At 60.1% G+C, this 25,856-nt stretch carries 29 protein-coding genes and 4 pseudogenes; 12 read left to right on the forward strand and 21 right to left on the reverse strand.

Annotation, left to right across the window (positions count from 1 at the left end; translation table 11 throughout):
• Positions 1-108 precede the first annotated feature (108 nt).
• The 9 genes and pseudogenes from hsdR to ECTOBSL9_RS01110 form a co-directional block, all read right to left on the reverse strand.
• The gene (gene hsdR / locus ECTOBSL9_RS01065) at positions 109-2,535 is read right to left on the reverse strand and encodes an EcoAI/FtnUII family type I restriction enzme subunit R (protein ID WP_063463505.1); all 2,427 of its coding nucleotides are present in this window, start codon (positions 2,533-2,535) and stop codon (positions 109-111) included.
• Positions 2,532-3,536 carry a RhuM family protein gene (gene rhuM / locus ECTOBSL9_RS01070; protein WP_063463506.1) on the reverse strand — a complete coding sequence of 335 codons (1,005 nt, stop codon included), beginning with the start codon at positions 3,534-3,536 and terminating at the stop codon, positions 2,532-2,534. Before rhuM ends, hsdR begins: the two co-directional genes overlap by 4 nt.
• Positions 3,533-4,456, reverse strand: a complete 924-nt coding sequence (locus ECTOBSL9_RS01075) for a restriction endonuclease subunit S (protein ID WP_063463507.1) — start codon at positions 4,454-4,456, stop codon at positions 3,533-3,535. Before ECTOBSL9_RS01075 ends, rhuM begins: the two co-directional genes overlap by 4 nt.
• Before the next feature lie 50 nt (positions 4,457-4,506).
• Positions 4,507-5,916: an IS66 family transposase gene (locus ECTOBSL9_RS01080; RefSeq protein WP_205631985.1), complete on the reverse strand. Its 1,410-nt coding sequence runs from the start codon at positions 5,914-5,916 to the stop codon at positions 4,507-4,509.
• Positions 5,917-6,201: 285 nt separating this feature from the next.
• A pseudogene (locus tag ECTOBSL9_RS01090) lies at positions 6,202-7,233 on the reverse strand (class I SAM-dependent DNA methyltransferase); the annotation flags it as partial.
• A 32-nt stretch (positions 7,234-7,265) separates the two neighbouring features.
• Entirely contained in the window at positions 7,266-8,903 is a 1,638-nt protein-coding gene (locus tag ECTOBSL9_RS01095) for an IS66 family transposase (RefSeq protein WP_063463344.1), read from the reverse strand.
• A 59-nt stretch (positions 8,904-8,962) separates the two neighbouring features.
• Positions 8,963-9,328, reverse strand: a complete 366-nt coding sequence (gene tnpB / locus ECTOBSL9_RS01100) for an IS66 family insertion sequence element accessory protein TnpB (RefSeq protein ID WP_063463345.1) — start codon at positions 9,326-9,328, stop codon at positions 8,963-8,965.
• Positions 9,325-9,708 (reverse strand): helix-turn-helix domain-containing protein, encoded by a 384-nt coding sequence (locus tag ECTOBSL9_RS01105; RefSeq protein WP_063463510.1) that lies wholly within the window; start codon positions 9,706-9,708, stop codon positions 9,325-9,327. The genes tnpB (ECTOBSL9_RS01100) and ECTOBSL9_RS01105 overlap by 4 nt, the downstream gene beginning before the upstream one ends.
• Before the next feature lie 91 nt (positions 9,709-9,799).
• A pseudogene (locus ECTOBSL9_RS01110) lies at positions 9,800-10,266 on the reverse strand (type I restriction-modification system subunit M N-terminal domain-containing protein); the annotation flags it as partial.
• A 145-nt stretch (positions 10,267-10,411) separates the two neighbouring features.
• Here ECTOBSL9_RS01110 and ECTOBSL9_RS16265 point away from each other — a divergent pair.
• Positions 10,412-10,543 (forward strand): maturase, encoded by a 132-nt coding sequence (locus ECTOBSL9_RS16265; protein WP_082829663.1) that lies wholly within the window; start codon positions 10,412-10,414, stop codon positions 10,541-10,543.
• Between the two features lie 106 nt (positions 10,544-10,649).
• Here ECTOBSL9_RS16265 and ECTOBSL9_RS16270 read toward each other — a convergent pair whose 3' ends face one another.
• The gene (locus ECTOBSL9_RS16270; RefSeq protein ID WP_082829664.1) at positions 10,650-10,937 is read right to left on the reverse strand and encodes a HigA family addiction module antitoxin; all 288 of its coding nucleotides are present in this window, start codon (positions 10,935-10,937) and stop codon (positions 10,650-10,652) included.
• A 9-nt stretch (positions 10,938-10,946) separates the two neighbouring features.
• The gene (locus ECTOBSL9_RS01115) at positions 10,947-11,225 is read right to left on the reverse strand and encodes a type II toxin-antitoxin system RelE/ParE family toxin (RefSeq protein WP_063463512.1); all 279 of its coding nucleotides are present in this window, start codon (positions 11,223-11,225) and stop codon (positions 10,947-10,949) included.
• A gap of 56 nt (positions 11,226-11,281) precedes the next feature.
• On the opposite strand from ECTOBSL9_RS01115, the gene ECTOBSL9_RS01120 reads away from it, so the two are divergent.
• The 4 genes from ECTOBSL9_RS01120 (at position 11,282) to ECTOBSL9_RS01135 (ending at position 14,539) form a co-directional block, all read left to right on the forward strand.
• The gene (locus ECTOBSL9_RS01120) at positions 11,282-11,968 is read left to right on the forward strand and encodes an Rpn family recombination-promoting nuclease/putative transposase (RefSeq protein ID WP_082829665.1); all 687 of its coding nucleotides are present in this window, start codon (positions 11,282-11,284) and stop codon (positions 11,966-11,968) included.
• Positions 11,969-12,096: 128 nt separating this feature from the next.
• On the forward strand, positions 12,097-12,480 hold the full coding sequence (locus ECTOBSL9_RS01125) for a helix-turn-helix domain-containing protein (RefSeq protein WP_063463348.1): 384 nt from the start codon (positions 12,097-12,099) through the stop codon (positions 12,478-12,480).
• On the forward strand, positions 12,477-12,842 hold the full coding sequence (gene tnpB / locus ECTOBSL9_RS01130; RefSeq protein ID WP_063463347.1) for an IS66 family insertion sequence element accessory protein TnpB: 366 nt from the start codon (positions 12,477-12,479) through the stop codon (positions 12,840-12,842). Before ECTOBSL9_RS01125 ends, tnpB (ECTOBSL9_RS01130) begins: the two co-directional genes overlap by 4 nt.
• 59 nt (positions 12,843-12,901) lie before the next feature.
• Positions 12,902-14,539, forward strand: coding sequence for an IS66 family transposase (locus tag ECTOBSL9_RS01135; RefSeq protein WP_063463514.1), 1,638 nt, complete (start codon positions 12,902-12,904; stop codon positions 14,537-14,539).
• A gap of 18 nt (positions 14,540-14,557) precedes the next feature.
• Here ECTOBSL9_RS01135 and ECTOBSL9_RS16785 read toward each other — a convergent pair whose 3' ends face one another.
• The 5 genes from ECTOBSL9_RS16785 to ECTOBSL9_RS01150 form a co-directional block, all read right to left on the reverse strand.
• Positions 14,558-14,710: a transposase gene (locus ECTOBSL9_RS16785; RefSeq protein WP_371259010.1), complete on the reverse strand. Its 153-nt coding sequence runs from the start codon at positions 14,708-14,710 to the stop codon at positions 14,558-14,560.
• Positions 14,711-14,757: 47 nt separating this feature from the next.
• Positions 14,758-15,108: an addiction module antidote protein gene (locus ECTOBSL9_RS16280; RefSeq protein ID WP_082829667.1), complete on the reverse strand. Its 351-nt coding sequence runs from the start codon at positions 15,106-15,108 to the stop codon at positions 14,758-14,760.
• Positions 15,109-15,116: 8 nt separating this feature from the next.
• Entirely contained in the window at positions 15,117-15,404 is a 288-nt protein-coding gene (locus tag ECTOBSL9_RS01145; RefSeq protein ID WP_063463516.1) for a type II toxin-antitoxin system RelE/ParE family toxin, read from the reverse strand.
• 69 nt (positions 15,405-15,473) lie between these two features.
• Positions 15,474-15,755, reverse strand: coding sequence for a DUF2442 domain-containing protein (locus ECTOBSL9_RS16285; protein WP_082829668.1), 282 nt, complete (start codon positions 15,753-15,755; stop codon positions 15,474-15,476).
• Between the two features lie 221 nt (positions 15,756-15,976).
• Positions 15,977-16,279 carry a CopG family antitoxin gene (locus ECTOBSL9_RS01150; RefSeq protein ID WP_063463517.1) on the reverse strand — a complete coding sequence of 101 codons (303 nt, stop codon included), beginning with the start codon at positions 16,277-16,279 and terminating at the stop codon, positions 15,977-15,979.
• Between the two features lie 678 nt (positions 16,280-16,957).
• On the opposite strand from ECTOBSL9_RS01150, the gene ECTOBSL9_RS01155 reads away from it, so the two are divergent.
• The 6 genes and pseudogenes from ECTOBSL9_RS01155 to ECTOBSL9_RS01180 form a co-directional block, all read left to right on the forward strand.
• Complete coding sequence (locus tag ECTOBSL9_RS01155) at positions 16,958-17,323, forward strand: hypothetical protein (RefSeq protein ID WP_063463518.1); 366 nt, start codon at positions 16,958-16,960, stop codon at positions 17,321-17,323.
• A 76-nt stretch (positions 17,324-17,399) separates the two neighbouring features.
• Positions 17,400-17,783 (forward strand): helix-turn-helix domain-containing protein, encoded by a 384-nt coding sequence (locus ECTOBSL9_RS01160; protein ID WP_063463510.1) that lies wholly within the window; start codon positions 17,400-17,402, stop codon positions 17,781-17,783.
• A complete protein-coding gene (gene tnpB / locus ECTOBSL9_RS01165; RefSeq protein WP_063463345.1) occupies positions 17,780-18,145 on the forward strand; it encodes an IS66 family insertion sequence element accessory protein TnpB in 366 nt (121 codons plus the stop codon). Before ECTOBSL9_RS01160 ends, tnpB (ECTOBSL9_RS01165) begins: the two co-directional genes overlap by 4 nt.
• A gap of 59 nt (positions 18,146-18,204) precedes the next feature.
• Positions 18,205-19,842, forward strand: a complete 1,638-nt coding sequence (locus ECTOBSL9_RS01170; RefSeq protein ID WP_063463344.1) for an IS66 family transposase — start codon at positions 18,205-18,207, stop codon at positions 19,840-19,842.
• A gap of 70 nt (positions 19,843-19,912) precedes the next feature.
• Positions 19,913-20,278, forward strand: a complete 366-nt coding sequence (tnpB, locus tag ECTOBSL9_RS01175) for an IS66 family insertion sequence element accessory protein TnpB (protein ID WP_063463345.1) — start codon at positions 19,913-19,915, stop codon at positions 20,276-20,278.
• A 59-nt stretch (positions 20,279-20,337) separates the two neighbouring features.
• Positions 20,338-21,870: pseudogene (locus ECTOBSL9_RS01180) on the forward strand (IS66 family transposase); the annotation flags it as partial.
• On the opposite strand, the gene ECTOBSL9_RS16300 reads toward ECTOBSL9_RS01180, so the two are convergent.
• Entirely contained in the window at positions 21,809-22,831 is a 1,023-nt protein-coding gene (locus ECTOBSL9_RS16300; RefSeq protein WP_240481022.1) for a diguanylate cyclase, read from the reverse strand. The pseudogene ECTOBSL9_RS01180 and the gene ECTOBSL9_RS16300 sit on opposite strands and share 62 nt — an antisense overlap.
• Positions 22,828-23,412 carry a chemotaxis protein CheB gene (locus tag ECTOBSL9_RS01190; RefSeq protein ID WP_063463520.1) on the reverse strand — a complete coding sequence of 195 codons (585 nt, stop codon included), beginning with the start codon at positions 23,410-23,412 and terminating at the stop codon, positions 22,828-22,830. Before ECTOBSL9_RS01190 ends, ECTOBSL9_RS16300 begins: the two co-directional genes overlap by 4 nt.
• Positions 23,413-23,607: 195 nt before the next feature.
• Between ECTOBSL9_RS01190 and ECTOBSL9_RS01195 the strand changes: the two are divergent.
• Positions 23,608-23,759 (forward strand): annotated as a pseudogene (locus ECTOBSL9_RS01195) (YchJ family metal-binding protein); the annotation flags it as partial.
• A gap of 59 nt (positions 23,760-23,818) precedes the next feature.
• Here ECTOBSL9_RS01195 and ECTOBSL9_RS01200 read toward each other — a convergent pair.
• The 3 genes from ECTOBSL9_RS01200 to ECTOBSL9_RS01215 all read right to left on the reverse strand — a co-directional run bounded on the left by ECTOBSL9_RS01200 (position 23,819) and on the right by ECTOBSL9_RS01215 (position 25,850).
• Entirely contained in the window at positions 23,819-24,076 is a 258-nt protein-coding gene (locus ECTOBSL9_RS01200; protein ID WP_082830020.1) for a YgiT-type zinc finger protein, read from the reverse strand.
• A 139-nt stretch (positions 24,077-24,215) separates the two neighbouring features.
• Positions 24,216-24,422, reverse strand: a complete 207-nt coding sequence (locus tag ECTOBSL9_RS01205; protein ID WP_063465932.1) for an addiction module protein — start codon at positions 24,420-24,422, stop codon at positions 24,216-24,218.
• 339 nt (positions 24,423-24,761) lie between these two features.
• Entirely contained in the window at positions 24,762-25,850 is a 1,089-nt protein-coding gene (locus ECTOBSL9_RS01215) for a hypothetical protein (protein ID WP_156500007.1), read from the reverse strand.
• Between the last annotated feature and the right edge of the window lie 6 nt (positions 25,851-25,856).

Raw genomic sequence — 25,856 nt, forward strand, 5'->3', positions numbered from 1 at the left:
CAGATACGCCACTGATCATTGATTGAAATTGCATGCTGACCTTGCCTATTCCCCGACAGACTAAAAATTCATGCCCTTATCCGGGGAGATCTGTTCCGTGGACCCACCTCAATACAAATACTGCTGAAAATCCACAAAGACGTCTCGAATATTACCCACAGGCCCCAGCTCCCGCACAGCATCGCCGACGCTGTGATACTTCAATTCGATCAACTGCGGCAGCTTTGCCGTGTCCAGCTCGCTGACGCCCTGGGCCACATAGTGATCGAGGACGAACCTCAAGAATTCCTGCTGCCTGTAGTCGTGGCCATGGAAGATGCGCGCCTTGTGGGCATCCACTCGCTCGGCCCGGCTCACCGGCGCCATGTTGAAGGCGATGTAGGCCAGCACATCGTAGAGATCGCTGTGCTCGGCCTCGATCAGCTTGCCCATATCGGCCAACTCCTGCCTGCCGTAGCCCTTCTCCTCCAGCCCCTCCAGCAGCTTTTTCCGGGTATCCGGGCGGCCCCACAGGCGGCGCAGCTCGTCCTCGTCCTTGAACAATTCGGGCAGATCACCGAACAGGCGCTGGATGAACTCAGCCGCGGAAATGGGCTTGCCGTCCGGCCCCCAGAAGCTCGTGGCGGTCATGTGCTGGATGGCGCGCTCCTTACCATCGGCCAGCCGGATCTTCACCTTGCGGCGTTTCTCGCAGAGGCAGGGCCTCTCACCGCAGACCTGGCAAGGTTCCGGCGGCGTTTTCTCGCACACACAAGGCCGCTCCCCACAAACACCGCATGCCTGAGGCGGCGGCCTGGTGCAACTGCACGGGCTGTGACCGCATTGCTCGCAGGGCTCAGGCGGCAGCGGTTCGCCATCCCACTCCGGATCGCTGAAGTGCTCGTAGGCCTTCACGAAATCGTGGATCGTGAAATAGTCCTTGCCATCGAACAGCCGCGTCCCCCGGCCGATGATCTGCTTGAACTCGATCATGCTGTTCACCGGACGCATCAGCACGATGTGGCGGACATTCCTGGCGTCCACGCCGGTGGAGAGCTTCTGCGAAGTGGTGAGGATGGTCGGGATGGTCTTCTCGTTATCCTGGAACTGCTTCAGGAAGCGCTCGCCTTCCTTGCCGTCGTTCGCCGTGACGCGCTCGCAATAATGGGGATCGGTGCGGGTCTTGAGCTGGTTGATCAGATCGCGGACCGCCAGAGCATGTTCCTGGGTGGCGCAAAACACCAGCGTCTTCTCGCGCGGGTCGATCTGGTCCATGAACAGCTTCACCCGATAGCGTTCACGTTCCGCAATCTCGATGACGCGGTTGAAGTCATCTTCCCTGTAGCGTCGACCTGACTCGACCTCGCCCTCGATCACCTGGTCATCGGGCGCATAGACATAGTCATCCAGCGTCGTGGCGATCTGCCGGACCTTGAAGGGCGTCAGGAAGCCATCGTTGATGCCTTCCTTCAGGGAGTAGATGTACACCGGCTCGCCGAAGTAGGCGTAGGTATCGGCGTTATGCGTGCGCTTGGGGGTGGCGGTCAGCCCGAGCTGCACGGCGGGCTGGAAGTACTCCAGGATACCCCGCCAGTGGCTCTCATCGTTGGCACCGCCCCGGTGGCATTCATCGATGATGATGAAATCGAAGAAATCCGCCGGAAATCGCTCATAATTGGCACCGAAGTTGGGTGCCGGATGGCCCGCCGCATCGCGCCCGGTCATGAACGTCTGGAAGATCGTGAAGAAGACGTTCCCGTTCTTGGGCACCCGGCCTTTCTTGCGGATGATCTCCGGATCGATACGAACCAGGGCGTCCTCGGGAAAAGCGGAAAAATCGTTGAAGGCCTGGTTGGCCAGGATGTTCCGATCCGCCAGGAACAGGATGCGCGGCTGTCGGCCAGGTGTGCCGGAGGCGCGTGCCGTGAGACTCCAGCGGGCATGGAAGAGCTTCCAGGCGATCTGGAAGGCGATGGCGGTCTTGCCGGTGCCGGTGGCCAGGGTCAGAAGGATGCGATCCCGCCCCGCCGCAACGGCCTCCAGCGCCTGGTTGATGGCGTTGTGCTGGTAATAACGCGCCTGCCAGAACCCGCCCTTGTCCTCGAAGGGCACCGCGCCAAAGCGTTCCCGCCAGGTACCTTGAACTCCAGCAGCCTCGCCAAAGGTTTCCACCCACAGCGCATCGGGAGAGGGCCAGGCATCCACCGGCCCCTCCGTGCCCGTGCCCATGTCCACCCGGTAGATGCCGTCGCCATTGGTGGCGTAGGCAAATCGGGTCTGCAAGCGCTCGGCATAGCGCTTGGCCTGGGCCAGCCCCTCGGTCACCGGCAGGTCGCGCTTCTTGGCCTCGATCACCGCGAGCTTCTGGCCGCGATAGATCAGCACATAGTCGGCGATATCCTGCCTGGCCCGTTTGCCACCGCCCTGCAGCCGACCGAGGGTAATCACCTCACGCCGCACCCGGCTGGCCTCCATCACACCCCACCCTGCCTCCTTCAAGGCCGGGTCGATGAGTTCAGCGCGGGTTTCGGCTTCGTTGAGGCCGGCTTCCTTCACTCTCGGGCTCCAGCCAGCATGTTCATGATCAGACGGATCATGGTCTCCTTGTTGGCGGCATCGGACTCGGCCACCAGCAAGGTCAGGGCCGCAAGGCCCACATCGTTGATCACCGGTTCATCCGCCGCATTCAGCAGGCGGCCATTGCGGTGGAGGAAGTCCACGAACAAAAAGGCCGCGCTGCGCTTGTTGCCATCGGAGAACGGGTGATTCTTGACCACGAAGTACAGCAGATGCGCGGCCTTGGCCTCCACGCTGGGGTAGGCCGGCTCACCAAACACGCTCTGATCCAGATTGCCCAGCAGCGAGGCTAGACCGTCGCCCCGATCTCGGGCGAACAGATCGGTCGCCTCACCCCGTGCCATCAAGTCGGTTTTCAGACCATCCAACGCAGCCCTCGCCTGTTCCAGTGTGGGCAGACGTCCACCCGGCTGGGCACGTGGCTCGGTCAACAGGCCCTCGTCGTAGCGTTGCAGCAGCAGAAAGGTCTGGGCGTAGCGGCTGACGATATCCACCAGGCCACGACCGCTGCCCGCGTCCAGCGCCGGGCTTTGCGCGGCCTTGCGTACCAGCGCCAGGGCCGCCTCCAGTTCGCGGGCGTTTTCCTCGAAGCGCTGGCGGCTCAGGGTCCAGCCCTGGGTGAGGTGTTCGCGCAGGACGCGGGTGGCCCATATCCTGAAGCGGGTTGCCCGTGTGGAACTGACCCGATAACCCACTGATATCACGGCATCCAGGCTGTAGTGCTTGCGCTTGCGTTGGACCTCTCGCCCACCTTCCTGTTGAACTTGTAAGAAATCCTTACAAGTTGCCCCCTCCACCAGTTCGCCATCTTCGTAAACGTTCTTCAGGTGCATGGTGATGTTCTGGGGCTTGACATCGAACAGTTCAGCCATCTGCGCCTGGGTCAGCCAGACGGTCTCGCGGTCGGTATCCAGCCGCACCTCGACGGCCTTGTCGGCATCCTCGAAAATGAGGATCGGGGCTTGGGTTTCAGGGGTCATGCAACTTCCTCCTTGTTGTGGATTGCATCGGATACTTCCTTGTCTGCGGTGAGTTGGCCGGAGAAGGCTTTTTGCAGGAGGGATTGTTTTAGTTCATCCAGCGAGCTCAGTTTATGCCTAAAACGACGCTCAATCGCAGCGCAATTCGATGCCATTTCGTTAAGCTGTGCCACGTAATGCCTCTGATCATCAATACTCGGGACTGGAACTTTTAATTCTCGCAGGTCGCTGAGATTAATACCTGTGTACGCGACACCTTTCTGAACGCCAAAGAGCCAATCTTGGCTTGCTCTGGTGGCAATACTATGCGCGGCAAATTCGGGCAGGACCTTTGTCGCGTCCACCGGGACAACCGCAACTTCCCGTGATACATTCCATCCAGTCATATCCGCAGTCGCTACAGCAACACCACCCAACGTGCCACGCACATTAACCAGCACTTCACCTCCCTTCAGTATTGTCCTTGAATATTGCTTTGAAAGCGCCGGGTCAATTCGCTTCATGCCCCTCGTGTCGATATGCAACCTGCGGACATTACTCGTTCGCAAGCATGGAACCCCACTGGGCCACTCGTTACCGAGCTTAATTACACCATATGTAATGACCCCCGGCCCACAAAGCGCACTTAAACATTGCCGATCTTGCCCAGATGGCAGATTCGAGAATACGCCATCCAAATAGCTCTCAAACAACTCCCGGGCATTGGCGAGGTTCTTTTCGGTGTTGGCGACCGCGGTGGCGATTCCCGTGAAGGCTTCATCGAGGATGGCGACGATGCGCTTTTGTTCGGGGAGGGGTGGAATCGTAACCTCGATATCCTTGAGCAGGCGGAAATGCCTTGCATAACCTAGGGTTTTTACCGGGTTACCAAGCAAGAAATAGTAAAAGTACTGCGGATCCAGAAACGGCCTGGGCTTCAATACTCTGACCCCATCAGCACCGATTACGAAGTCAAAATCAACGTAGCTGTTCAGGCTGTCGCAGCCAGCCGCAGGACTTCGAAGGGGTTCTGTCCGCGTAGCTTGCTGGTTTCCCATACCGAGCGAATGATGCAGAAAGCCCGGGTGCCACCCATGGCCCGGAAGCCGCCGATGACCTTCAGCTTCACCTTGATGGGGCGCACCATCCGCTCGGCGAGGTTGTTGGTGAAGGGGATTCGCCAATCGGTCAGGAAGCGCCAGATGGACTCGCGAAAGTCACGCAACCTCACGAGCAGGTTGGTGGCGGGATGCTGCTTGATACGCCGCCGGCTGCCATCATCAGGCACTTTGACCGGCTTGGCCGCCAATCCCTCGGCCACCTGTTCGTCGTAGGCCTTGAGAAAGGAGTCGACCTGGTCGCTTGGCAAGGTGGTCAGGCCCTTTGCCTTGGCCTGTGCCACGGCGTCATTGGCCTGGAGCAGCGATTCTCGGAGCAGGCGTGGCCAGAGATGGCCGGTGAGCTCATCGCTGTAATTCAATTCTCGAAGATGATGGGCATTGCACAGGACATGCTCGCAGTCCTTGTAGCGCCAGTAGGGAGCCCAGTGATCATGCACCGCCACCCCTTTGAAGTGGGGAAGAATACCGGCCTCATCCATGGCCTCATGCCCCCGCTTGGTGTGGGCCGTGTAGTACACCGCATCGGTCGTGGCGGCCACGTGGAGCCAGTGCAGTCGACCCTGCACCCGCAGCCCGCTCTCATCGAAATGGGCCACGGCGGCCTGACGGATCTGGTCACCGGCCGCCTGATAGGTCGCCTCCAGGCCATCGGCCATCCCCAGAATCCAGTTCTGCAACGTCCCTGCGGAGGGCGCCACGCCATACTGGTCTCCCAGAATCTGACTGGTACGCTGCAAGGCGACAAAATGCCCCTGGTTCAGGCCAATCGCATAGGCCTTCAGGCGCGGACCATAGCTGATGTTGGGCGTCACACCCGCCGGAAACTCGCCCAGATGGCGACGGCCACAGCCGCACACCACTTGCATCCGTCGGAATTCGGTATAAATGGCCCGAGGCTCGGGAATTTCAATCTGCTGGCGACGTTCCTTCATCGTGGCCGGCAACACGCCCAGATCGCAACCACACGCACAGCGACCCTGGGGCAGCAGTTCCTCCACCGCATCCGGGTTATCCACCATCTGCCGGGTCGCGCCTTTGTGGCCTTTTTGGCCACCACTGGATCTTTGGCCCTTTTGCCGCGGTTGGGCCGGACCTTTGCGTGGACCGTCCGAGGATGGAGGCTTGCTGGAGTTGCGACTGTTCTTCTCGACCTTCTTCTCCAACTCGGCCAATCGGGCACTGAGCGTCTCCAGCGCATCGAACAACTGCAGGATCAGCGCATCCTTCTGCGCATGGGTCATGCCGTCGAGTTCTGCTTGCGTGGGGCGCTGGAGCTTCATACAGGGCAGGATAGCCTATCGAGGGAAAAATGGGCAGACTGCGGGCAGGGAGCCTGAACAGTTACAAATCAACGAGCTTCACTATCTGCGTATGGTCCCCGAAAATGACTATCGGACGATCGACCTTTATGACGTCACTTTCGTCATCCCAGTACCCATTAACGAGGCCCTTCTCCTGAGACACAACAGGAAAGCGACCGCCATCCTTAAACTGCTTTTTTTGGATCTTGGGTGCTCGCGGAGCCCTCTCTATGCACTCCGTCAGCTTCAAGTTTCTCCACGCGCTCATAACATCCCCCGAATCCCTTCCAGGATCTCCTTGCTCTCCCTGTCCAGCGTCTCGATATCGTTGATGATCACCTCGGGATCGCGCAGGGGCGCGGCTTCGGCCTTGTTGGGATTCTTCACCGACAGATCCACGCTGTCCGGGTCGATGTCCTTCACATCCACCGTCCAGGCATTCTCGGAATCCTCGAATCCGGCCTGCCGGGCGACGAAATCCTTGAGGTCATTATCATTGAGCGGGTTGGTCTTACCCAGGCTGCGGCCCGGATCCAGCTGGTAGTACCAGATCCTCTGGGTCGGGGCGCCCTTCTCGAAGAACAGCACCACGGTCTTCACGCCCGCACCCAGGAACGTGCCACCGGGGCAGTCGAGGACGGTGTGCAGGTTGCAGCTTTGCAGCAGATCCTTGCGCAGCGCCCGCGAGGCATTGTCGCTGTTGGACAGGAAGGTGTTCTTGATGACGATGGCGGCGCGGCCACCCGCTTTGAGGTACTTGATGAAGTGCTGCAGGAACAGGAACGCCGTCTCGCCGGTCTTGATGGGGAAGTTCTGCTGGACCTCCTTGCGCTCCTTGCCGCCGAAGGGCGGATTGGCCAGGATCACGTCGAAGCGGTCCTTCTCCTGGATGTCGCTCAGGTTCTCCGTGAGGCTATTGGTGTGGATGACATTGGGCGCCTCGATGCCATGCAGGATCATGTTCATGATTCCGATGACATAGGGCAGGCTCTTCTTCTCCTTGGCGTAGAAGGTGCGGGTCTGGAGGATCTCCAGGTCGCGGGTGGACAAGTGGCTGCCATCGCGCCGGCCATCGCCCTGGCCCTCCGGGCCGTAGCGCAGATAATCATGCGCCTCGCACAGGAACCCCGCGGAACCGGCCGCAGCGTCGTAGATGCGCTCGCCGATGCGGGGCTTGACCACCTGGATCATGGCGCGAATCAGTGGGCGCGGCGTGTAGTACTCACCGCCATTGCGCCCGGCGTTGCCCATGTTGCGGATCTTGGCCTCGTACAGGTGGGAGAGCTCGTGCTTCTGTAAGTGTCCGGTAGGGCACGTATACCCAACCCTCACTCCCCGCTGTCATTCTCCCCGCAGGCCTGGGTGGGCGGTTCCCAGTGATAGGGCAGCAGTTCGTGGAGGCGATTGGCGGGATGATCCTGGATGCGCTCAAGCACATCGATCAGGTAGTGACGCGGGTTCACCCCGTTCTGCTTGCAGGTTTCCAGGAGGGTGAGCAGGATGGCCAGGGCGTGGCCACCATTCTCGGAGCCGGTGAAGTTCCAGTTCTTGCGACTCACGCACACCCCGCGCAGGGCGCGTTCGCCGCGGTTGTTGTCGGGCTCCAGGCGGCCATCCTCAGTGAAGCGCATCAGGGCCTGCCAGTGGTTGAGGACATAACCGATCGCCTTGGCGAAGTCTCCCCGGGGCGGCAGGCTGGGCAGGATGCGATCCAGCAGGCGACGCAAGCGCTTGAGGATGGGCACCGTGCGGCGCTGGCGGGCCTCGCGGATCTGCTCGGGGTCCGTGATCCCCTGTTCGCGCAGGCGCGACTCCACCTGGTAGATCGCCGTGATCAGCTTCATCACCAGATGCACCCGGCCGCGTTTTTTGTGTTTGCGGGCGATCTTTTCGAACGGGCGCCTCGCATGGGCCCAGCAGGCACACCAGATCAGCGCCTCCTGGATCCGCTCGGCGTTCAGGTAGCCCGCATAGGCATCGGCTTGCAGATATCCCTGGTAGTCACGCAGGTGTTCCAGCGGACCTTCCTGGGATCGGTTGGTGGTGTAGTCGTAGAACACCGGGATGATGCCGTCCTCCCGCCCGCGGCCCAGGTAGAGCCACAGGCGACAGGTTCGGGTTTGTCGTCGGCCCTTTTCCAGTTGCGGCACCGTGGTGTCGTCGCTGTGAACGACCGGACTGGCCAGGGCATCCTGGCGAACGAGGTCGGCCAGCGGGGCCAGGACCGAGGCGGACAGCAGCACGTAGTCGCACAGCCGCTGGCGGGGGACGTCGTAACCATCCCGGGCCAGCTGCTGGCTGATGCGGTTGAGCGGCAGATGATCCGCGAACTTGCTGATCACGGTATGGGCCAGCAGGCTGGCACCCACCTGGGCGCCGGGGATCGGTGGCGAGGGGCGCGGTGGAGAGACGATGGTGCGCTCCCCGTCATCCCCCTGGATCGCATACTTGGGCACCTCGTGGCGCTTCACGTACAGCTGCCCGGGTTGGTACTCCAGGGTCTCGGTCACCTCGACACCGATCTCCACCAGCGGGCCGCCGTTCTGGGCCTCCAGTTGGGCCCGGGTTTCGTCGTCGTAGTCGTAGCGCTGCGTCTCCCGGGGCAATTCCGGTGGGAGGACACGGCGACCTCGAGGGGGCTGGGTCTTGCGCCGCTTTTTGGGCGCCTCGGTGGTTTCTTCTTCGTCTTGCTCGGGGATCGGGGCTTCCTGCGGGTGGAAGAGATCCTGCTGGAGGTAACAGCCACGCTCGGAGCTTTGCCCGAAGCGTTTGCGCTGGGCCTCAAGGACCTGGCGCTTGAGATTCTCCAGTTGTTCGCTCAGCTCATTGATCGTGGACTGCTGCTGGGCGAGTAGCTGGGACTGCTGCTCAATGAGCTGATCACGGTCCGCCAGGGCAGCGCGGAACTGCGATTCGCGCAGGCCGGAAGGGGGTGTCGGCAGGTCTTGTGCAGTGCCGTTCAACATGCCCGCATTTTACCACGCCGAAAGCGCTAAGTGGCTGACTTATTGATGGTATTTATCTATCAACGGGTGGCTGTGGCAAGGCATTTTTGCGGGGTTTCCAGGCGCCGCCAATCGATACCCTCGAACAGCGCCTGCATCTGGCTGCGGGAGAGCCGAACCTCACCCTCTGCATCTCCATCCACCTGCTGGAGCCACTTGAAGCGCCCCTTCTCCAGGCGCTTGTAGATCATCACAAAGCCCTGGCCATCCCAGTACAGGGCCTTGAGCTTGTCCCCAGCCCGGTTGCGGAAGACGAACAACTCACCGCTGAGCGGATCCCGCTCCAGGGCCTCGACGATCTCGATGCACAGACCATCGAAGGCCTTGCGGAAATCCACCGGCGCCACTGCCAGGTGGATGGCCACCCCCGTGGGCCACGCGATCATGCCTCCAGGACCTCCATGGCCCGTTGCAGGGTCTGGGCGCAAAACCCCGGATAGAGCTCGAGCCGACGACCGTGGCTCAAGGTCACCACCACCGGTCCACCGGGCTGCGGCGACAGGTCCACGGGATCAGGGGCGTCCTCCACCGTGCGCACCGTCAAAAAGCGCTGCGTCCCGGCGGCGGGCTTCGAGGGCGAATGCTCCGCCTTGGAGTCGACTGTGGCCACCACCCATTCCGGATAGCGCACTGCCCACTGGGACAACTGCTGGGGTGTGACCCCATGCTGACGGGCAAAGGCCGCCTTGCTCTGGCCTGAAGCTGCCCACTGCTGGACCAGTCCCTTCCAGAAAGCGCGCTTGCGCTGTCGGACACCTCTGTTCATACCGGCACATCTCCTTGGTTGCTTGAGATCGTGCCGTGGACGATGGGGGATCAGGGCGGGCTATGAAATATGGGTTCTAGCGGACGCGTACGTGCTTCTGCTTTTGCGACCGGAAGCTCAGCCCGTCGATCAGCTCCAGGGCATCCCGCAGGCTGTAGCCGCTGGCGAACTTGTTGCGGATCTCGCTGAAGATCTCCCCGATCTTGTATTCGATGGTGTCCGGCCCGGTGGCGCGGTCCCGGAAGCCCTGCAGGTAGGGGAACAGCTCGTCGTTGACAAAGGCGATCAGGTCGGCGCCGGTCAGGGCCGTATCATGGTCGAACAGGCCGTCAGCCGTCCTGGGCGCAGCCCAGGCCGACCAGCGGTAGGGCTCATCGATGATGAACGGGTAGGACTTGCCCACCAGCTCCGCCTCCTGGGCACGCTCATACTCCAGGTCGTCCAGGTACTTGAGGAACAACATCCATGACGCGTCTGCTCGGTGTAGTCCAGCTCCGTGGCACAACCGGCCTCTTTCCAAAGCACGTCATCGATGTTGCGGAAGGTTGGTTCGAACATTCAGAATCCTGTGGTCAGTTTGCCGAATTATGCCAAAGGCAGGGCTGTTTGGGTGGCCTAACGCGAAGCACCGCGGTGGCCCGCCAGGGACATCCGGCGGCCGCAGGTCGCGTACTGCTGCGTCTTGTGTACGCCCGGCGTGGGCATGAGCCCCAAGAGCTACTGGCACCTGTCCCGATCCCTCGGCCCCCAGACCGGGATGACCAATGACTGGCTGCAACGCCAGGGCTTGATCAGCATCCGCGATCAATGGATGAAAGCGCATGGTTATGCCTGAAATCGTCGTGTGCGCCCTTCTTGTAAACCGCCTGGTGCGGACCCGCATGCCAGGTGGTGTGGGGAGGGCGGGCTAAACACCCGCCCTTACCCGATTCTGTGCTGCTTCAGGCCGCAACAAGCTTCTTCACGTTGAGCTCTTTGCGATGTTGTTCAGCATGCCAGAGTTCATATTGGCATTGCTGATTCAGCCAGCTTTCTGCCGAGGTATTAAAAGCGATAGAAAGTCGGATAGCCATTTCAGGACTAATACCCGCCTTACCGTTCAACACGGCACTCAGTGTTTTACGGCTAACGCCCAGACCCTCTGCAGCCGCTGTAACAGTCAGGCCCAGGGGCTCAAGGCAAAGCTCTCTCAATACTTCGCCGGGGTGAGGAGGATTGTGCATCAACATAGCGATACCTCAGTGGTAATCTTCGTAATTCACTATCTCGGCATCTCCGTCCTCGAACCGGAACGTCACTCGCCAGTTACCACCCACTGTCACTGACCAGATTCCGGTGCGATCGCCCGAGAGTTCGTGCAACCGAAGGCCTGGCAAGTCCATATCCTTGGTATCCGACGCCGCATTTAATCTACCGAGAATGAGTCGAAGCCTCCTTGCGTGAGCGGCCTGAATCCCTGCTGTGCTGCCGGACTTGAAGAATTTGGCCAAGCCCTTGTGTTCGAAGCTTCGAATCATTCGCCGAACGTACCCCGTAACGTATCAGGTGTCAACTCACATAACGCCGCCAACACGTGCAGCTTTATAGTCGGACCCACAGTGACCGGTTGTTCCAGGCGGCCCTTCAGGATGGTCGCAGTGCCTTCATCTACACCCCCCTGATCGAACACAAGTCCTGGCCCGACATGGGCGCGCCCCTGCAGCTGATGGGCTATCGCCACCGCATCTGGTCCCGCTACGCCCAGGGCGAGGTGGAACGACTGCGCAAGCTGCCACCCATCATCACCCTGCTGGTCTACCATGGACGACCCCCCTGGAACGTGCCCACCTGTCTGATCGACTGCATCGACGCCGACGAGGATCTGCTGGCCCTGCAACGGGATGGCCGGTACACGGTCAAAGACCTCAGCGGCAATGCCCCGGCCTATGAGGAATTTTCCAATCATCCCCTGCTGCGGGCAGGACTGGCGGCACTGGCCAAACCCCATCTCGTGGAGGCACTCACCATGTCGCTGGCTCAGGAATGGATGGATCGCGGCGAAGCCAGAGGGGTCCAGAAAGGCATTCAGCAAGGCGTCCAGCAAGGCGAGGCTCAGACCCTATTGCGCCTCATGGAGCGCAAATTCGGCCCCCAGGCCAGGATGCACTGCCAACAGCGCGTCCAGCAGGCCGATGAGGCTCAATTACTCCAGTGGATCGACAACATTCTCACCGCCGAACGCCTCGAAGACGTCTTCCAGAACGATGCCTCCCTGCAGTAACCTGCTGTCCACAACCCGGCCACGGACCTGGCTGGGAGTACGCGTCCGCTAGAACCCATATTTCATAGTCCGCCCTGATCCCCCATCGTCCACGGCACGATCTCAAGCAACCAAGGAGATGTGCCGGCATGAACAGAGGTGTCCGACAGCGCAAGCGCGCTTTCTGGAAGGGACTGGTCCAGCAGTGGGCGGCTTCAGGCCAGAGCAAGGCGGCCTTTGCCCGTCAGCACGGGGTCACACCCCAGCAGTTATCGCAGTGGGCAGTGCGCTATCCGGAATGGGTGGTGGCCGCGACCGAGGCCAAGGCGGAGCATTCGCCCTCGAAGCCCGCCACCGGGACGCAGCGCTTTTTGACGGTGCGCACGGTGGGGGACGACCCTGATCCCGTAGACCTGTCGCCGCAGCTCGGTGGACCGGTGGTGGTGACCTTGAGCCACGGTCGTCGGCTCGAGCTCTATCCGGGGTTTTGCGCCCAGACCCTGCAACGGGCCATGGAGGTCCTGGAGGCATGATCGCCTGGCCCACGGGGGTGGCCATCCACCTGGCAGTGGCGCCGGTGGATTTCCGCAAGGCCTTCGATGGTCTGTGCATCGAGATCGTCGAGGCCCTGGAGCGGGATCCGCTCAGCGGTGAGTTGTTCGTCTTCCGCAACCGGGCCGGGGATAAGCTCAAGGCCCTGTACTGGGATGGCCAGGGCTTTGTGATGATCTACAAGCGCCTGGAGAAGGGGCGCTTCAAGTGGCTCCAGCAGGTGGATGGAGATGCAGAGGGTGAGGTTCGGCTCTCCCGCAGCCAGATGCAGGCGCTGTTCGAGGGTATCGATTGGCGGCGCCTGGAAACCCCTCGAAAATGCCTTGCCACAGCCACCCGCTGATAGATAAATACCATCAACAAGTCAGCCACTTAGCGCTTTCGGCGTGGTAAAATGCGGGCATGTTAAAGGGCGCTGCACAAGACCTGCCGACACCCCCTTCCGGCCTGCGCGAATCGCAGTTCCGCGCTGCCCTGGCGGACCGTGATCAGCTCATTGAGCAGCAGTCCCAGCTACTCGCCCAGCAGCAGTCCACGATCAATGAGCTGAGCGAACAACTGGAGAATCTCAAGCGCCAGGTCCTTGAGGCCCAGCGCAAACGCTTCGGGCAAAGCTCCGAGCGTGGCTGTTACCTCCAGCAGGATCTCTTCCACCCGCAGGAAGCCCCGATCCCCGAGCAAGACGAAGAAGAAACCACCGAGGCGCCCAAAAAGCGGCGCAAGACCCAGCCCCCTCGAGGTCGCCGTGTCCTCCCACCGGAATTGCCCCGGGAGACGCAGCGCTACGACTACGACGACGAAACCCGGGCCCAACTGGAAGCCCAGAACGGCGGCCCGCTGGTGGAGATCGGTGTCGAGGTGACCGAGACCCTGGAGTACCAACCCGGGCAGCTGTACGTGAAGCGCCACGAGGTGCCCAAGTATGCGATCCAGGGGGATGACGGGGAGCGCACCATCGTCTCTCCACCGCGCCCCTCGCCACCGATCCCCGGCGCCCAGGTGGGTGCCAGCCTGCTGGCCCATACCGTGATCAGCAAGTTCGCGGATCATCTGCCGCTCAACCGCATCAGCCAGCAGCTGGCCCGGGATGGTTACGACGTCCCCCGCCAGCGGCTGTGCGACTACGTGCTGCTGTCCGCCTCGGTCCTGGCCCCGCTGGCCGACCTCGTTCGCCAGGATGCCCTGGCCAGTCCGGTCGTTCACAGTGACGACACCACGGTGCCGCAACTGGAAAAGGGCCGACGACAAACCCGAACCTGTCGCCTGTGGCTCTACCTGGGCCGCGGGCGGGAGGACGGCATCATCCCGGTGTTCTACGACTACACCACCAACCGATCCCAGGAAGGTCCGCTGGAACACCTGCGTGACTACCAGGGATATCTGCAAGCCGATGCCTATGCGGGCTACCTGAACGCCGAGCGGATCCAGGAGGCGCTGATCTGGTGTGCCTGCTGGGCCCATGCGAGGCGCCCGTTCGAAAAGATCGCCCGCAAACACAAAAAACGCGGCCGGGTGCATCTGGTGATGAAGCTGATCACGGCGATCTACCAGGTGGAATCGCGCCTGCGCGAACAGGGGATCACGGACCCCGAGCAGATCCGCGAGGCCCGCCAGCGCCGCACGGTGCCCATCCTCAAGCGCTTGCGTCGCCTGCTGGACCGCATCCTGCCCAGCCTGCCGCCCCGGGGAGACTTCGCCAAGGCGATCGGTTATGTCCTCAACCACTGGCAGGCCCTGATGCGCTTCACTGAGGATGGCCGCCTGGAGCCCGACAACAACCGCGGCGAACGCGCCCTGCGCGGGGTATGCGTGAGCCGCAAGAACTGGAACTTCACCGGCTCCGAGAATGGTGGCCACGCCCTGGCCATCCTGCTCACCCTCCTGGAAACCTGCAAGCAGAACGGGGTGAACCCGCGTCACTATCTGATCGATGTGCTTGAGCGCATCCAGGATCATCCCGCCAATCGCCTCCACGAACTGCTGCCCTATCACTGGGAACCGCGCACCCAGGCCTGCGGGGAGAATGCCAGCGGGGAGTGAGGGTTGGGTATACGTGCCCTACCGGACACTTACGCTGGGAAGCCCTGGAAGGAACCATGATGCGCCCCGGCAGCGGTTGGCGAGAAAACCGTAGTGCCTCACGCGCATGAGACCTTTTGGCAGGATGTGCTGCAGGAAGCGACGCACGAACTCTTGCCCGGTCAAGGTCATGACCTTGCGTTGCTCGGTCAGATAATCTTTGTAGGCAACGCTAGCGCTCAACCGCGCGGGGTACGAGCGTCGGTTGGAGCGCCTTGTTGGGCATGATTTGGAATATGCACAGCTTCCGCATGCAGCTTCAGGCCAAGTGCTGTCATGACCTTCAGGATTGTGTCAAACCCTGGAGTCCGCTCACCAGAAAGCGCTTTGTATAGGCTTTCGCGTGACACACCTGCATCACGTGCCACTTGTGACATTCCTCTCGCACGGGCAATATCACCAAGAGCCTTTGCGATAAACGCAGCGTCACCTTCTGCCTCTTCCATGCAGGCTTCCAGATATGCCGCCATTTCTTCAGGCGTACGGAGATGCTCAGCAACATCGTAGCGGGACGTGGCTGTCTTTTTCATGGGTCATCCTACAGATTGCGGGCGAGGCGTAGCGCGGTCTTAATATCTCTCAACTGGCTGCTTTTGTCACCACCAGCCAACAAGATCACCAACTCACGCCCTTGCTGTTTGTAGTACACCCGGTAACCGGGGCCATAGTTGATTCGCAACTCAGAGACTCCTTCACCTACTGGCTCGGCGTCTCCGGGATTCCCTGCGGCCAAGCGCTCGACTCTCGCCAAAACTCGGGCACGAGCACGAATATCACGCAACCCATCGAGCCACTTGACATAGACTTCCGTTTTGCGGATCTCCATCGCACCACCAAATGTAGCCCAGTGGATACACCCTGTCAACTTCGATTATTTGCCCAAACAACGCTGCGCTCAGCCGCGCGGATTTTTCGCGTCGGCTACAGCGCCTTGTTGTGCGACCGAACGCTGACTTTTGTTATAAACAAACTCAGGATCAAGATCTATACCTGAATCCCACTCTATGGTATCGAATGAAACATGAACTCGATTAAACACACCACGTTCTTTGAGTCTATTAAAAACACCAAAGTCCAAATATGGCTTCATATCCAGAACTCCTCTCTCCCCATTGTCAAAGTCAATGGAGAGAAGATAGTCGGCTTCAGGAATAACATTTATGACAGATGGATACATTGTTTCACCTCCTACTGTAACGGTTGAATTTTGAATGGCTCCTCACCATTCATTACCAACGCCCAATCAGCCATCAGTTCGTCCTGATGAAGCTCGGCCCATGCCAGCACAAGCTTCGTCTATTTTCTCGGCAGATTGCCTTGAATCACTTCGCATGTGCGGATATCACATGTCGAGGCTTGCGGGATTTTGCCGCGCAACGCCGAAGGCAGCGGCGCGCGTTAGCGTGTACGCTGGCCTGACTTGTTAGCAGAAATGTCCTTCAGGCCACCAGAGACATACTTATGCAGGACACTGGACACGAGAGACTGATAAGGAAGCCCTTCCTCCAGAGCCCGACGCTGAAGTGCCTCCAGATCCCGGCTAGAGATACGTATATTGATCCTTTTGTCTTTCTTGAATGTTTCTTCGGCCATCTTGGCTAGGTACTCGCGACGATCAGCATCCAAGTCCGACTCAAACTTTCCGGATTCGCATGCCTCAAGCAATTCTTGCTCTTCAGGATCCAATTTGGTTTTCGCCATGTTACCCTCCTAAAAATTTCTTGGTGGCCTTGCGACTGGGAATAATCGTCTTGAGAAAGAACTCCCTATCATTTTCAACGTACGGCACCAGCCAGGCATAATCATCTATCCGAACCACGAATATACGCTGGTTTGGATACTTCTCCCTGTTGGAATGAGGTCCATGTTGTTTCCCACCCCTAATCGCTGATCACCACCTGATTCGAAGCAGATTATTCCCCCGGTGAGGGAGTCGGGACGGTGGCAGAGTGTGGGCGGGCTCTGTGGGGAGATGTCCAGATTGATTCACCGGGACTGGTAGACCGGGGCGTGCCAGGGCATGATTTGAGGCCAACCCATAAAAGTGGCCCGCCACGGTAGCCGCCGTGCGGGCCGGTGCTTGCACCGCCTCAGGGGACTGCTGCCCGACCTGCTCACTGACTGCGCTCCCACCTTGACCGCCTGCCAGATCACATTGGGTCAGACACCCTTGCTTCCCGCCCTGCGTGAGATTACCGCGCCCTGGCTTGATCAGCTGCGCCCTCGTTCAGCCAGCGTCCGAACGTTGCCTTTTCACGCGATACATATCGCCATCCGCATGGCTGAGCGTACGCGTCCGCTAGAACCCATATTTCATAGCCCGCCCTGATCCCCCATCGTCCACGGCACGATCTCAAGCAACCAAGGAGATGTGCCGGTATGAACAGAGGTGTCCGACAGCGCAAGCGCGCTTTCTGGAAGGGACTGGTCCAGCAGTGGGCAGCTTCAGGCCAGAGCAAGGCGGCCTTTGCCCGTCAGCATGGGGTCACACCCCAGCAGTTGTCCCAGTGGGCAGTGCGCTATCCGGAATGGGTGGTGGCCACAGTCGACTCCAAGGCGGAGCATTCGCCCTCGAAGCCCGCCGCCGGGACGCAGCGCTTTTTGACGGTGCGCACGGTGGAGGACGCCCCTGATCCCGTGGACCTGTCGCCGCAGCCCGGTGGACCGGTGGTGGTGACCTTGAGCCACGGTCGTCGGCTCGAGCTCTATCCGGGGTTTTGCGCCCAGACCGTACGCGTCCGCTAGAACCCATATTTCATAGCCCGCCCTGATCCCCCATCGTCCACGGCACGATCTCAAGCAACCAAGGAGATGTGCCGGTATGAACAGAGGTGTCCGACAGCGCAAGCGCGCTTTCTGGAAGGGACTGGTCCAGCAGTGGGCAGCTTCAGGCCAGAGCAAGGCGGCCTTTGCCCGTCAGCATGGGGTCACACCCCAGCAGTTGTCCCAGTGGGCAGTGCGCTATCCGGAATGGGTGGTGGCCACAGTCGACTCCAAGGCGGAGCATTCGCCCTCGAAGCCCGCCGCCGGGACGCAGCGCTTTTTGACGGTGCGCACGGTGGAGGACGCCCCTGATCCCGTGGACCTGTCGCCGCAGCCCGGTGGACCGGTGGTGGTGACCTTGAGCCACGGTCGTCGGCTCGAGCTCTATCCGGGGTTTTGCGCCCAGACCCTGCAACGGGCCATGGAGGTCCTGGAGGCATGATCGCGTGGCCCACGGGGGTGGCCATCCACCTGGCAGTGGCGCCGGTGGATTTCCGCAAGGCCTTCGATGGTCTGTGCATCGAGATCGTCGAGGCCCTGGAGCGGGATCCGCTCAGCGGTGAGTTGTTCGTCTTCCGCAACCGGGCTGGGGACAAGCTCAAGGCCCTGTACTGGGATGGCCAGGGCTTTGTGATGATCTACAAGCGCCTGGAGAAGGGGCGCTTCAAGTGGCTCCAGCAGGTGGATGGAGATGCAGAGGGTGAGGTTCGGCTCTCCCGCAGCCAGATGCAGGCGCTGTTCGAGGGTATCGATTGGCGGCGCCTGGAAACCCCGCAAAAATGCCTTGCCACAGCCACCCGTTGATAGATAAATACCATCAATAAGTCAGCCACTTAGCGCTTTCGGCGTGGTAAAATGCGGGCATGTTGAACGGCACTGCACAAGACCTGCCGACACCCCCTTCCGGCCTGCGCGAATCGCAGTTCCGCGCTGCCCTGGCGGACCGTGATCAGCTCATTGAGCAGCAGTCCCAGCTACTCGCCCAGCAGCAGTCCACGATCAATGAGCTGAGCGAACAACTGGAGAATCTCAAGCGCCAGGTCCTTGAGGCCCAGCGCAAACGCTTCGGGCAAAGCTCCGAGCGTGGCTGTTACCTCCAGCAGGATCTCTTCCACCCGCAGGAAGCCCCGATCCCCGAGCAAGACGAAGAAGAAACCACCGAGGCGCCCAAAAAGCGGCGCAAGACCCAGCCCCCTCGAGGTCGCCGTGTCCTCCCACCGGAATTGCCCCGGGAGACGCAGCGCTACGACTACGACGACGAAACCCGGGCCCAACTGGAGGCCCAGAACGGCGGCCCGCTGGTGGAGATCGGTGTCGAGGTGACCGAGACCCTGGAGTACCAACCCGGGCAGCTGTACGTGAAGCGCCACGAGGTGCCCAAGTATGCGATCCAGGGGGATGACGGGGAGCGCACCATCGTCTCTCCACCGCGCCCCTCGCCACCGATCCCCGGCGCCCAGGTGGGTGCCAGCCTGCTGGCCCATACCGTGATCAGCAAGTTCGCGGATCATCTGCCGCTCAACCGCATCAGCCAGCAGCTGGCCCGGGATGGTTACGACGTCCCCCGCCAGCGGCTGTGCGACTACGTGCTGCTGTCCGCCTCGGTCCTGGCCCCGCTGGCCGACCTCGTTCGCCAGGATGCCCTGGCCAGTCCGGTCGTTCACAGCGACGACACCACGGTGCCGCAACTGGAAAAGGGCCGACGACAAACCCGAACCTGTCGCCTGTGGCTCTACCTGGGCCGCGGGCGGGAGGACGGCATCATCCCGGTGTTCTACGACTACACCACCAACCGATCCCAGGAAGGTCCGCTGGAACACCTGCGTGACTACCAGGGATATCTGCAAGCCGATGCCTATGCGGGCTACCTGAACGCCGAGCGGATCCAGGAGGCGCTGATCTGGTGTGCCTGCTGGGCCCATGCGAGGCGCCCGTTCGAAAAGATCGCCCGCAAACACAAAAAACGCGGCCGGGTGCATCTGGTGATGAAGCTGATCACGGCGATCTACCAGGTGGAGTCGCGCCTGCGCGAACAGGGGATCACGGACCCCGAGCAGATCCGCGAGGCCCGCCAGCGCCGCACGGTGCCCATCCTCAAGCGCTTGCGTCGCCTGCTGGATCGCATCCTGCCCAGCCTGCCGCCCCGGGGAGACTTCGCCAAGGCGATCGGTTATGTCCTCAACCACTGGCAGGCCCTGATGCGCTTCACTGAGGATGGCCGCCTGGAGCCCGACAACAACCGCGGCGAACGCGCCCTGCGCGGGGTGTGCGTGAGTCGCAAGAACTGGAACTTCACCGGCTCCGAGAATGGTGGCCACGCCCTGGCCATCCTGCTCACCCTCCTGGAAACCTGCAAGCAGAACGGGGTGAACCCGCGTCACTACCTGATCGATGTGCTTGAGCGCATCCAGGATCATCCCGCCAATCGCCTCCACGAACTGCTGCCCTATCACTGGGAACCGCCCACCCAGGCCTGCGGGGAGAATGACAGCGGGGAGTGAGGGTTGGGTATACGTGCCCTACCGGACACTTACCCCAGACCCTGCAACGGGCCATGGAGGTCCTGGAGGCATGATCGCGTGGCCCACGGGGGTGGCCATCCACCTGGCAGTGGCGCCGGTGGATTTCCGCAAGGCCTTCGATGGTCTGTGCATCGAGATCGTCGAGGCCCTGGAGCGGGATCCGCTCAGCGGTGAGTTGTTCGTCTTCCGCAACCGGGCTGGGGACAAGCTCAAGGCCCTGTACTGGGATGGCCAGGGCTTTGTGATGATCTACAAGCGCCTGGAGAAGGGGCGCTTCAAGTGGCTCCAGCAGGTGGATGGAGATGCAGAGGGTGAGGTTCGGCTCTCCCGCAGCCAGATGCAGGCGCTGTTCGAGGGTATCGATTGGCGGCGCCTGGAAACCCCGCAAAAATGCCTTGCCACAGCCACCCGTTGATAGATAAATACCATCAATAAGTCAGCCACTTAGCGCTTTCGGCGTGGTAAAATGCGGGCATGTTGAACGGCACTGCACAAGACCTGCCGACACCCCCTTCCGGCCTGCGCGAATCGCAGTTCCGCGCTGCCCTGGCGGACCGTGATCAGCTCATTGAGCAGCAGTCCCAGCTACTCGCCCAGCAGCAGTCCACGATCAATGAGCTGAGCGAACAACTGGAGAATCTCAAGCGCCAGGTCCTTGAGGCCCAGCGCAAACGCTTCGGGCAAAGCTCCGAGCGTGGCTGTTACCTCCAGCAGGATCTCTTCCACCCGCAGGAAGCCCCGATCCCCGAGCAAGACGAAGAAGAAACCACCGAGGCGCCCAAAAAGCGGCGCAAGACCCAGCCCCCTCGAGGTCGCCGTGTCCTCCCACCGGAATTGCCCCGGGAGACGCAGCGCTACGACTACGACGACGAAACCCGGGCCCAACTGGAGGCCCAGAACGGCGGCCCGCTGGTGGAGATCGGTGTCGAGGTGACCGAGACCCTGGAGTACCAACCCGGGCAGCTGTACGTGAAGCGCCACGAGGTGCCCAAGTATGCGATCCAGGGGGATGACGGGGAGCGCACCATCGTCTCTCCACCGCGCCCCTCGCCACCGATCCCCGGCGCCCAGGTGGGTGCCAGCCTGCTGGCCCATACCGTGATCAGCAAGTTCGCGGATCATCTGCCGCTCAACCGCATCAGCCAGCAGCTGGCCCGGGATGGTTACGACGTCCCCCGCCAGCGGCTGTGCGACTACGTGCTGCTGTCCGCCTCGGTCCTGGCCCCGCTGGCCGACCTCGTTCGCCAGGATGCCCTGGCCAGTCCGGTCGTTCACAGCGACGACACCACGGTGCCGCAACTGGAAAAGGGCCGACGACAAACCCGAACCTGTCGCCTGTGGCTCTACCTGGGCCGCGGGCGGGAGGACGGCATCATCCCGGTGTTCTACGACTACACCACCAACCGATCCCAGGAAGGTCCGCTGGAACACCTGCGTGACTACCAGGGATATCTGCAAGCCGATGCCTATGCGGGCTACCTGAACGCCGAGCGGATCCAGGAGGCGCTGATCTGGTGTGCCTGCTGGGCCCATGCGAGGCGCCCGTTCGAAAAGATCGCCCGCAAACACAAAAAACGCGGCCGGGTGCATCTGGTGATGAAGCTGATCACGGCGATCTACCAGGTGGAGTCGCGCCTGCGCGAACAGGGGATCACGGACCCCGAGCAGATCCGCGAGGCCCGCCAGCGCCGCACGGTGCCCATCCTCAAGCGCTTGCGTCGCCTGCTGGATCGCATCCTGCCCAGCCTGCCGCCCCGGGGAGACTTCGCCAAGGCGATCGGTTATGTCCTCAACCACTGGCAGGCCCTGATGCGCTTCACTGAGGATGGCCGCCTGGAGCCCGACAACAACCGCGGCGAACGCGCCCTGCGCGGGGTGTGCGTGAGTCGCAAGAACTGGAACTTCACCGGCTCCGAGAATGGTGGCCACGCCCTGGCCATCCTGCTCACCCTCCTGGAAACCTGCAAGCAGAACGGGGTGAACCCGCGTCACTACCTGATCGATGTGCTTGAGCGCATCCAGGATCATCCCGCCAATCGCCTCCACGAACTGCTGCCCTATCACTGGGAACCGCCCACCCAGGCCTGCGGGGAGAATGACAGCGGGGAGTGAGGGTTGGGTATACGTGCCCTACCGGACACTTACGGCTGAGCAGGGTATCGGCATCCTCCCCGTCCGCTGGATAACAAGCCACGCCAATGCTGAAGGATGGCGTTTTCATCCCACCGAACTCGGTGCCTAACGGCTCGGCCATGGTCGTGACAATCTGCTCCACCTTCCTGGGAACGGCATCCGCCGACTGGATGTCCGTCAACAGCACGGTGAACTCATCACCGCCCATCCGGGCCACCGTGTCCGTTTCACGTACGCAGTGTTCCAGACGTCGCGCGATCGTACAGAGCACACGATCACCCATCGCATGTCCATGGGTATCGTTAATATCCTTGAAGTCATCAAGGTCCAGAAACAGCAAGGCCAGGCTGCTCTGGTGGCGATGGGCCGCACGCAGAGCAGAGTCCAGTCGATCATTGAACAGCGATCGGTTAGTGAGCCCTGTCAGCGGATCGTGATGAGCGAGGAAACGTAATTTCTCCTCGGCCTGCTCGAGGGCCGTCACGTTCCGCGCCACACCGATCCGCACACCGTGCTCCTCGGACCAGCGGGCAGACCACAGGATGTGCACGATCGCGCCATCTTTGTGGATATAGCGATTACGGAAGTTGACGTGGGGCTGACCGTCCATGACTCGGGCAATGGAGGCCCCTGTCGCCGCCAGGTCATCAGGGTGCATATAGTCCGTGATCAGGGTGCCGATCAGCTGGTCAGCGCGGTAGCCGAGCAGCGCTTCACATGCATCACTCACAAAGACGATCCTGTTGTCCCTATCGACCACGAATACCGCGTCGAGCATCAGATTAAGCAGCTTGGGATAAAGCGCTTTTAGATCAACGACTGGCATGAATTTCATGCGGATGCTGCAAGCTGCACGATCTTTTGCGAAATCTCTTCCGGCGACAGGACAAAGTCGATGCAACCGGTGGCGATTGCAGTCTCAGGCATATCCGGCTGTCCAGCCGTATCGGGCTTCTGCGCGATGGTAATGCCACCCACCTCCTTGATACGACACAGGGCCTCTGCTCCGTCGCCATCATAGCCAGAGACAATGATCGCGACGATCTTTCCGTCCCAGCAATCCGCCAAGGAACCCAGAAACACGGTAATGACGTCAGGCCATCCCCTCGGCTTGGATATGGATTTTAGACGAAACTCACCTTCGAGCACATGCAGATCACGGTTCTCAGGGATGATAAATACGTGATTGGGCTCAATAACCAGTTTTTCCGTAATGAGTTCAACCGGCATCCTTGTGTGGTTCGGAAGAATCTGGTGAAGCAGCGTGGCTTGGGTTCTCACGTGATTAACGATCACGATAGCCACGCCCATATCGGCTGGCAGATGCTGGAGCAACCGGACATAGGCATCAAGCCCACCGGCCGACCCGCCCACGCAAACGACCGGAAAGCTCCTCTTGGCAAGATTGGCGTCCATTAGCGATACATCCTCCACGCTGCCAAGTACCTTTATGAGCGAAATGAACGCTCAAGTAAAGTCGAAAGGCACGTCCTTGCACACTGGATTTTGTCCGATTCACCGAACGCCGACCATCGCCTGCCACAATACCGCAGTGCCGAGGCTGAGAGGTGCAGGCCATCCTGGAAACGGTCCCTCATCCTGAGATCGTCCTCACATGGGGGCCCCAGGAGGATGAGAGCGCAGAGGCGGAATTCGTGGCCCGCTCCCGGATCGCTGGCCGGGGCGTGCGCCTGCATGAACGCAGCCGTTTCTTGCGTGTCGATGGGCGGTGGTATTACGTGGATGGGGATTTCCCGGGGTGAATGCTGGGCCACTCATGGTGTTATTCACCAGAAGCGGTGCATGGCTTGCTTACGATCGTTCACCTTTTGCCACCAAAATTGTAGTACTGGAACTGTGGCACGAAGACTTCTCTACGGTTCGCAAGCCTTTCGCCGCAGTAAGGGCAGTATGCTACCTGAATCTGAACAGTCTCAATTGTCTGCCCCTCGTACTCAAGGTAATGGTCGGCTTCAAGATCTTCCTCTGTCGCCACCGTGTTCAGGTTTAGATACACATTGGAACCATCTTCTTCAAACCAAATCTCCGCAAGTGAACAGGAGGGGCAGTTGTGTATCACTTGTGTCACCTCGCCGAGTGTTCATGACGCATGCATGCTGCGATATTCGCTATTCCATTGGGATCGTTACTTAGTGGTGGTCGATCATGCATTATTCATAGTGGCTCCTGAGTCGCGATTGTAGTGAATATGACGCGCATCACTCTTCGTTAAATATTTCTTCCATCGAGACGCCTTTCAGCTTTCCTTCCCGGTAGGCCTTGAGTCTCTTTTCAGATTGTTCAGCCCATACCTCATCGAGCTTCTTATCCGGCTCATCCAAACTCTTTATCAGACCCTCAACCAAGGTGAACCGCTCTTCTGGTTTTAGTTTCATCGCCTCGTCTAACAGCTCTTTCATGCTCATTGTGTTTATTAACCCGGCGATCAAATAGCTATGTATGTGTTACGCTCGGAGCATGGAACAAGAAGACGCTCACACACTGCATACGGCCGCGCAGGAAGAGAAGCGTAAGACAACTGTGCCTCTGTCCGAACGCGGTTTCACCCGCCAAGAGATTGGCGAAGAACTCGGAGTCCACCATCTTACGATGAAAGGGAACCTGATAAATCATCTACAGAGCAATCCAAAATTCGAGCTAGTTCTTGCTGATCCTCATCGCAGAGTTCGATTGTTGTATTTACTTACATGCTTCCTCCTTATCTACCTATCGCTAACGTTCAAAATCACCGGCGTTGCGCGGCCTTATCGCGCAGCGTCCGGTGCATTGCAGGGTTGGGCGTCGCCGCAAAATCTTGCGAGTTCGCGCTCCAGCGCATTTAGCAAGCCGGCGGGAACGCTTAACGACTTTCGGCCTGACAAATTAACAAGTGATGGCGAAATGCCAAGGTAGCGAGGAATTTCAGCGACCACCTCCGCTGGAATGCCAGATAGATCGTAGCTCACCTGCGGCGCGAAGCCGCTTGAACCGTTGCTGTGGATTCGTTCGATAGTAAAGAGACGGGCTAGCTCTTGAAGTCGCTTCTCGTGAGTAGCCACATATGCAATGCAAAGCTCGGAAGGAGACTCCGAAAATAGCATCTCTGGAAAGCGGAGAAGGAACATATCCCAGGCAGTCGACCGCACAATGCACAATGCTTTCTCGACAGTGGTGTTTGACTGGATTCCCAGCAGCTTCCCTGCTCGATCACAGAAATAGTGCAGTGCTAAGTGAGCCTCTCGTGAGAGCATGATTCCGAGATCCTCACGCAGAAACCTAATGAATTCCTCATGCTTTCTGGCTGGCGACGCTTTGGGCTGTTCGAGCTTGTGAAGTAAAACCATCTTGATTAGCGCGATTTGCGTTGCTTCAATCATTCCAGCGAGCGCCTGTCGTTCGTAATTGTTCGCAAAGGACGTAACTCGATGCTCTGCGACTTCCTGCAACGTCTTTGCGCCTACTTCGCTGGTGTAATGCGCAACAGCCTCTGGATTTGGAATGACTTCTCCGGTCGCGAGGAAGTGCTCTTCATTCATGGAGTGAAGACGCAATAGTGCTTCCGTGCGTCTAATGGCATTGGGCAAAAAGTCATGCTGCGCTGCTTTTGCGAAGTGTTCCATGTAATAGAACATGGGGCTAAAGTCCCAGCCCTTTTCCGTCACAAAACGAAGGAAACCCTCAAAGCCATCTGATACCGCCTTTCCGGAAACTCGCTTGTCGATGGCATCCAGAATATTTGAGTCGAGCAATGCACTCGGATACATACCAAACGTAATCTTCCCGTTTGACAACAATTCATCGTTGAGAAGCGCGGGGCGTCTCCCTTCAAACTGATCCACCAAGTAGAGCGGCAATGACTC

The sequence above is a fragment of the Ectothiorhodospira sp. BSL-9 genome (assembly GCF_001632845.1).
Classification (GTDB): domain Bacteria; phylum Pseudomonadota; class Gammaproteobacteria; order Ectothiorhodospirales; family Ectothiorhodospiraceae; genus Ectothiorhodospira.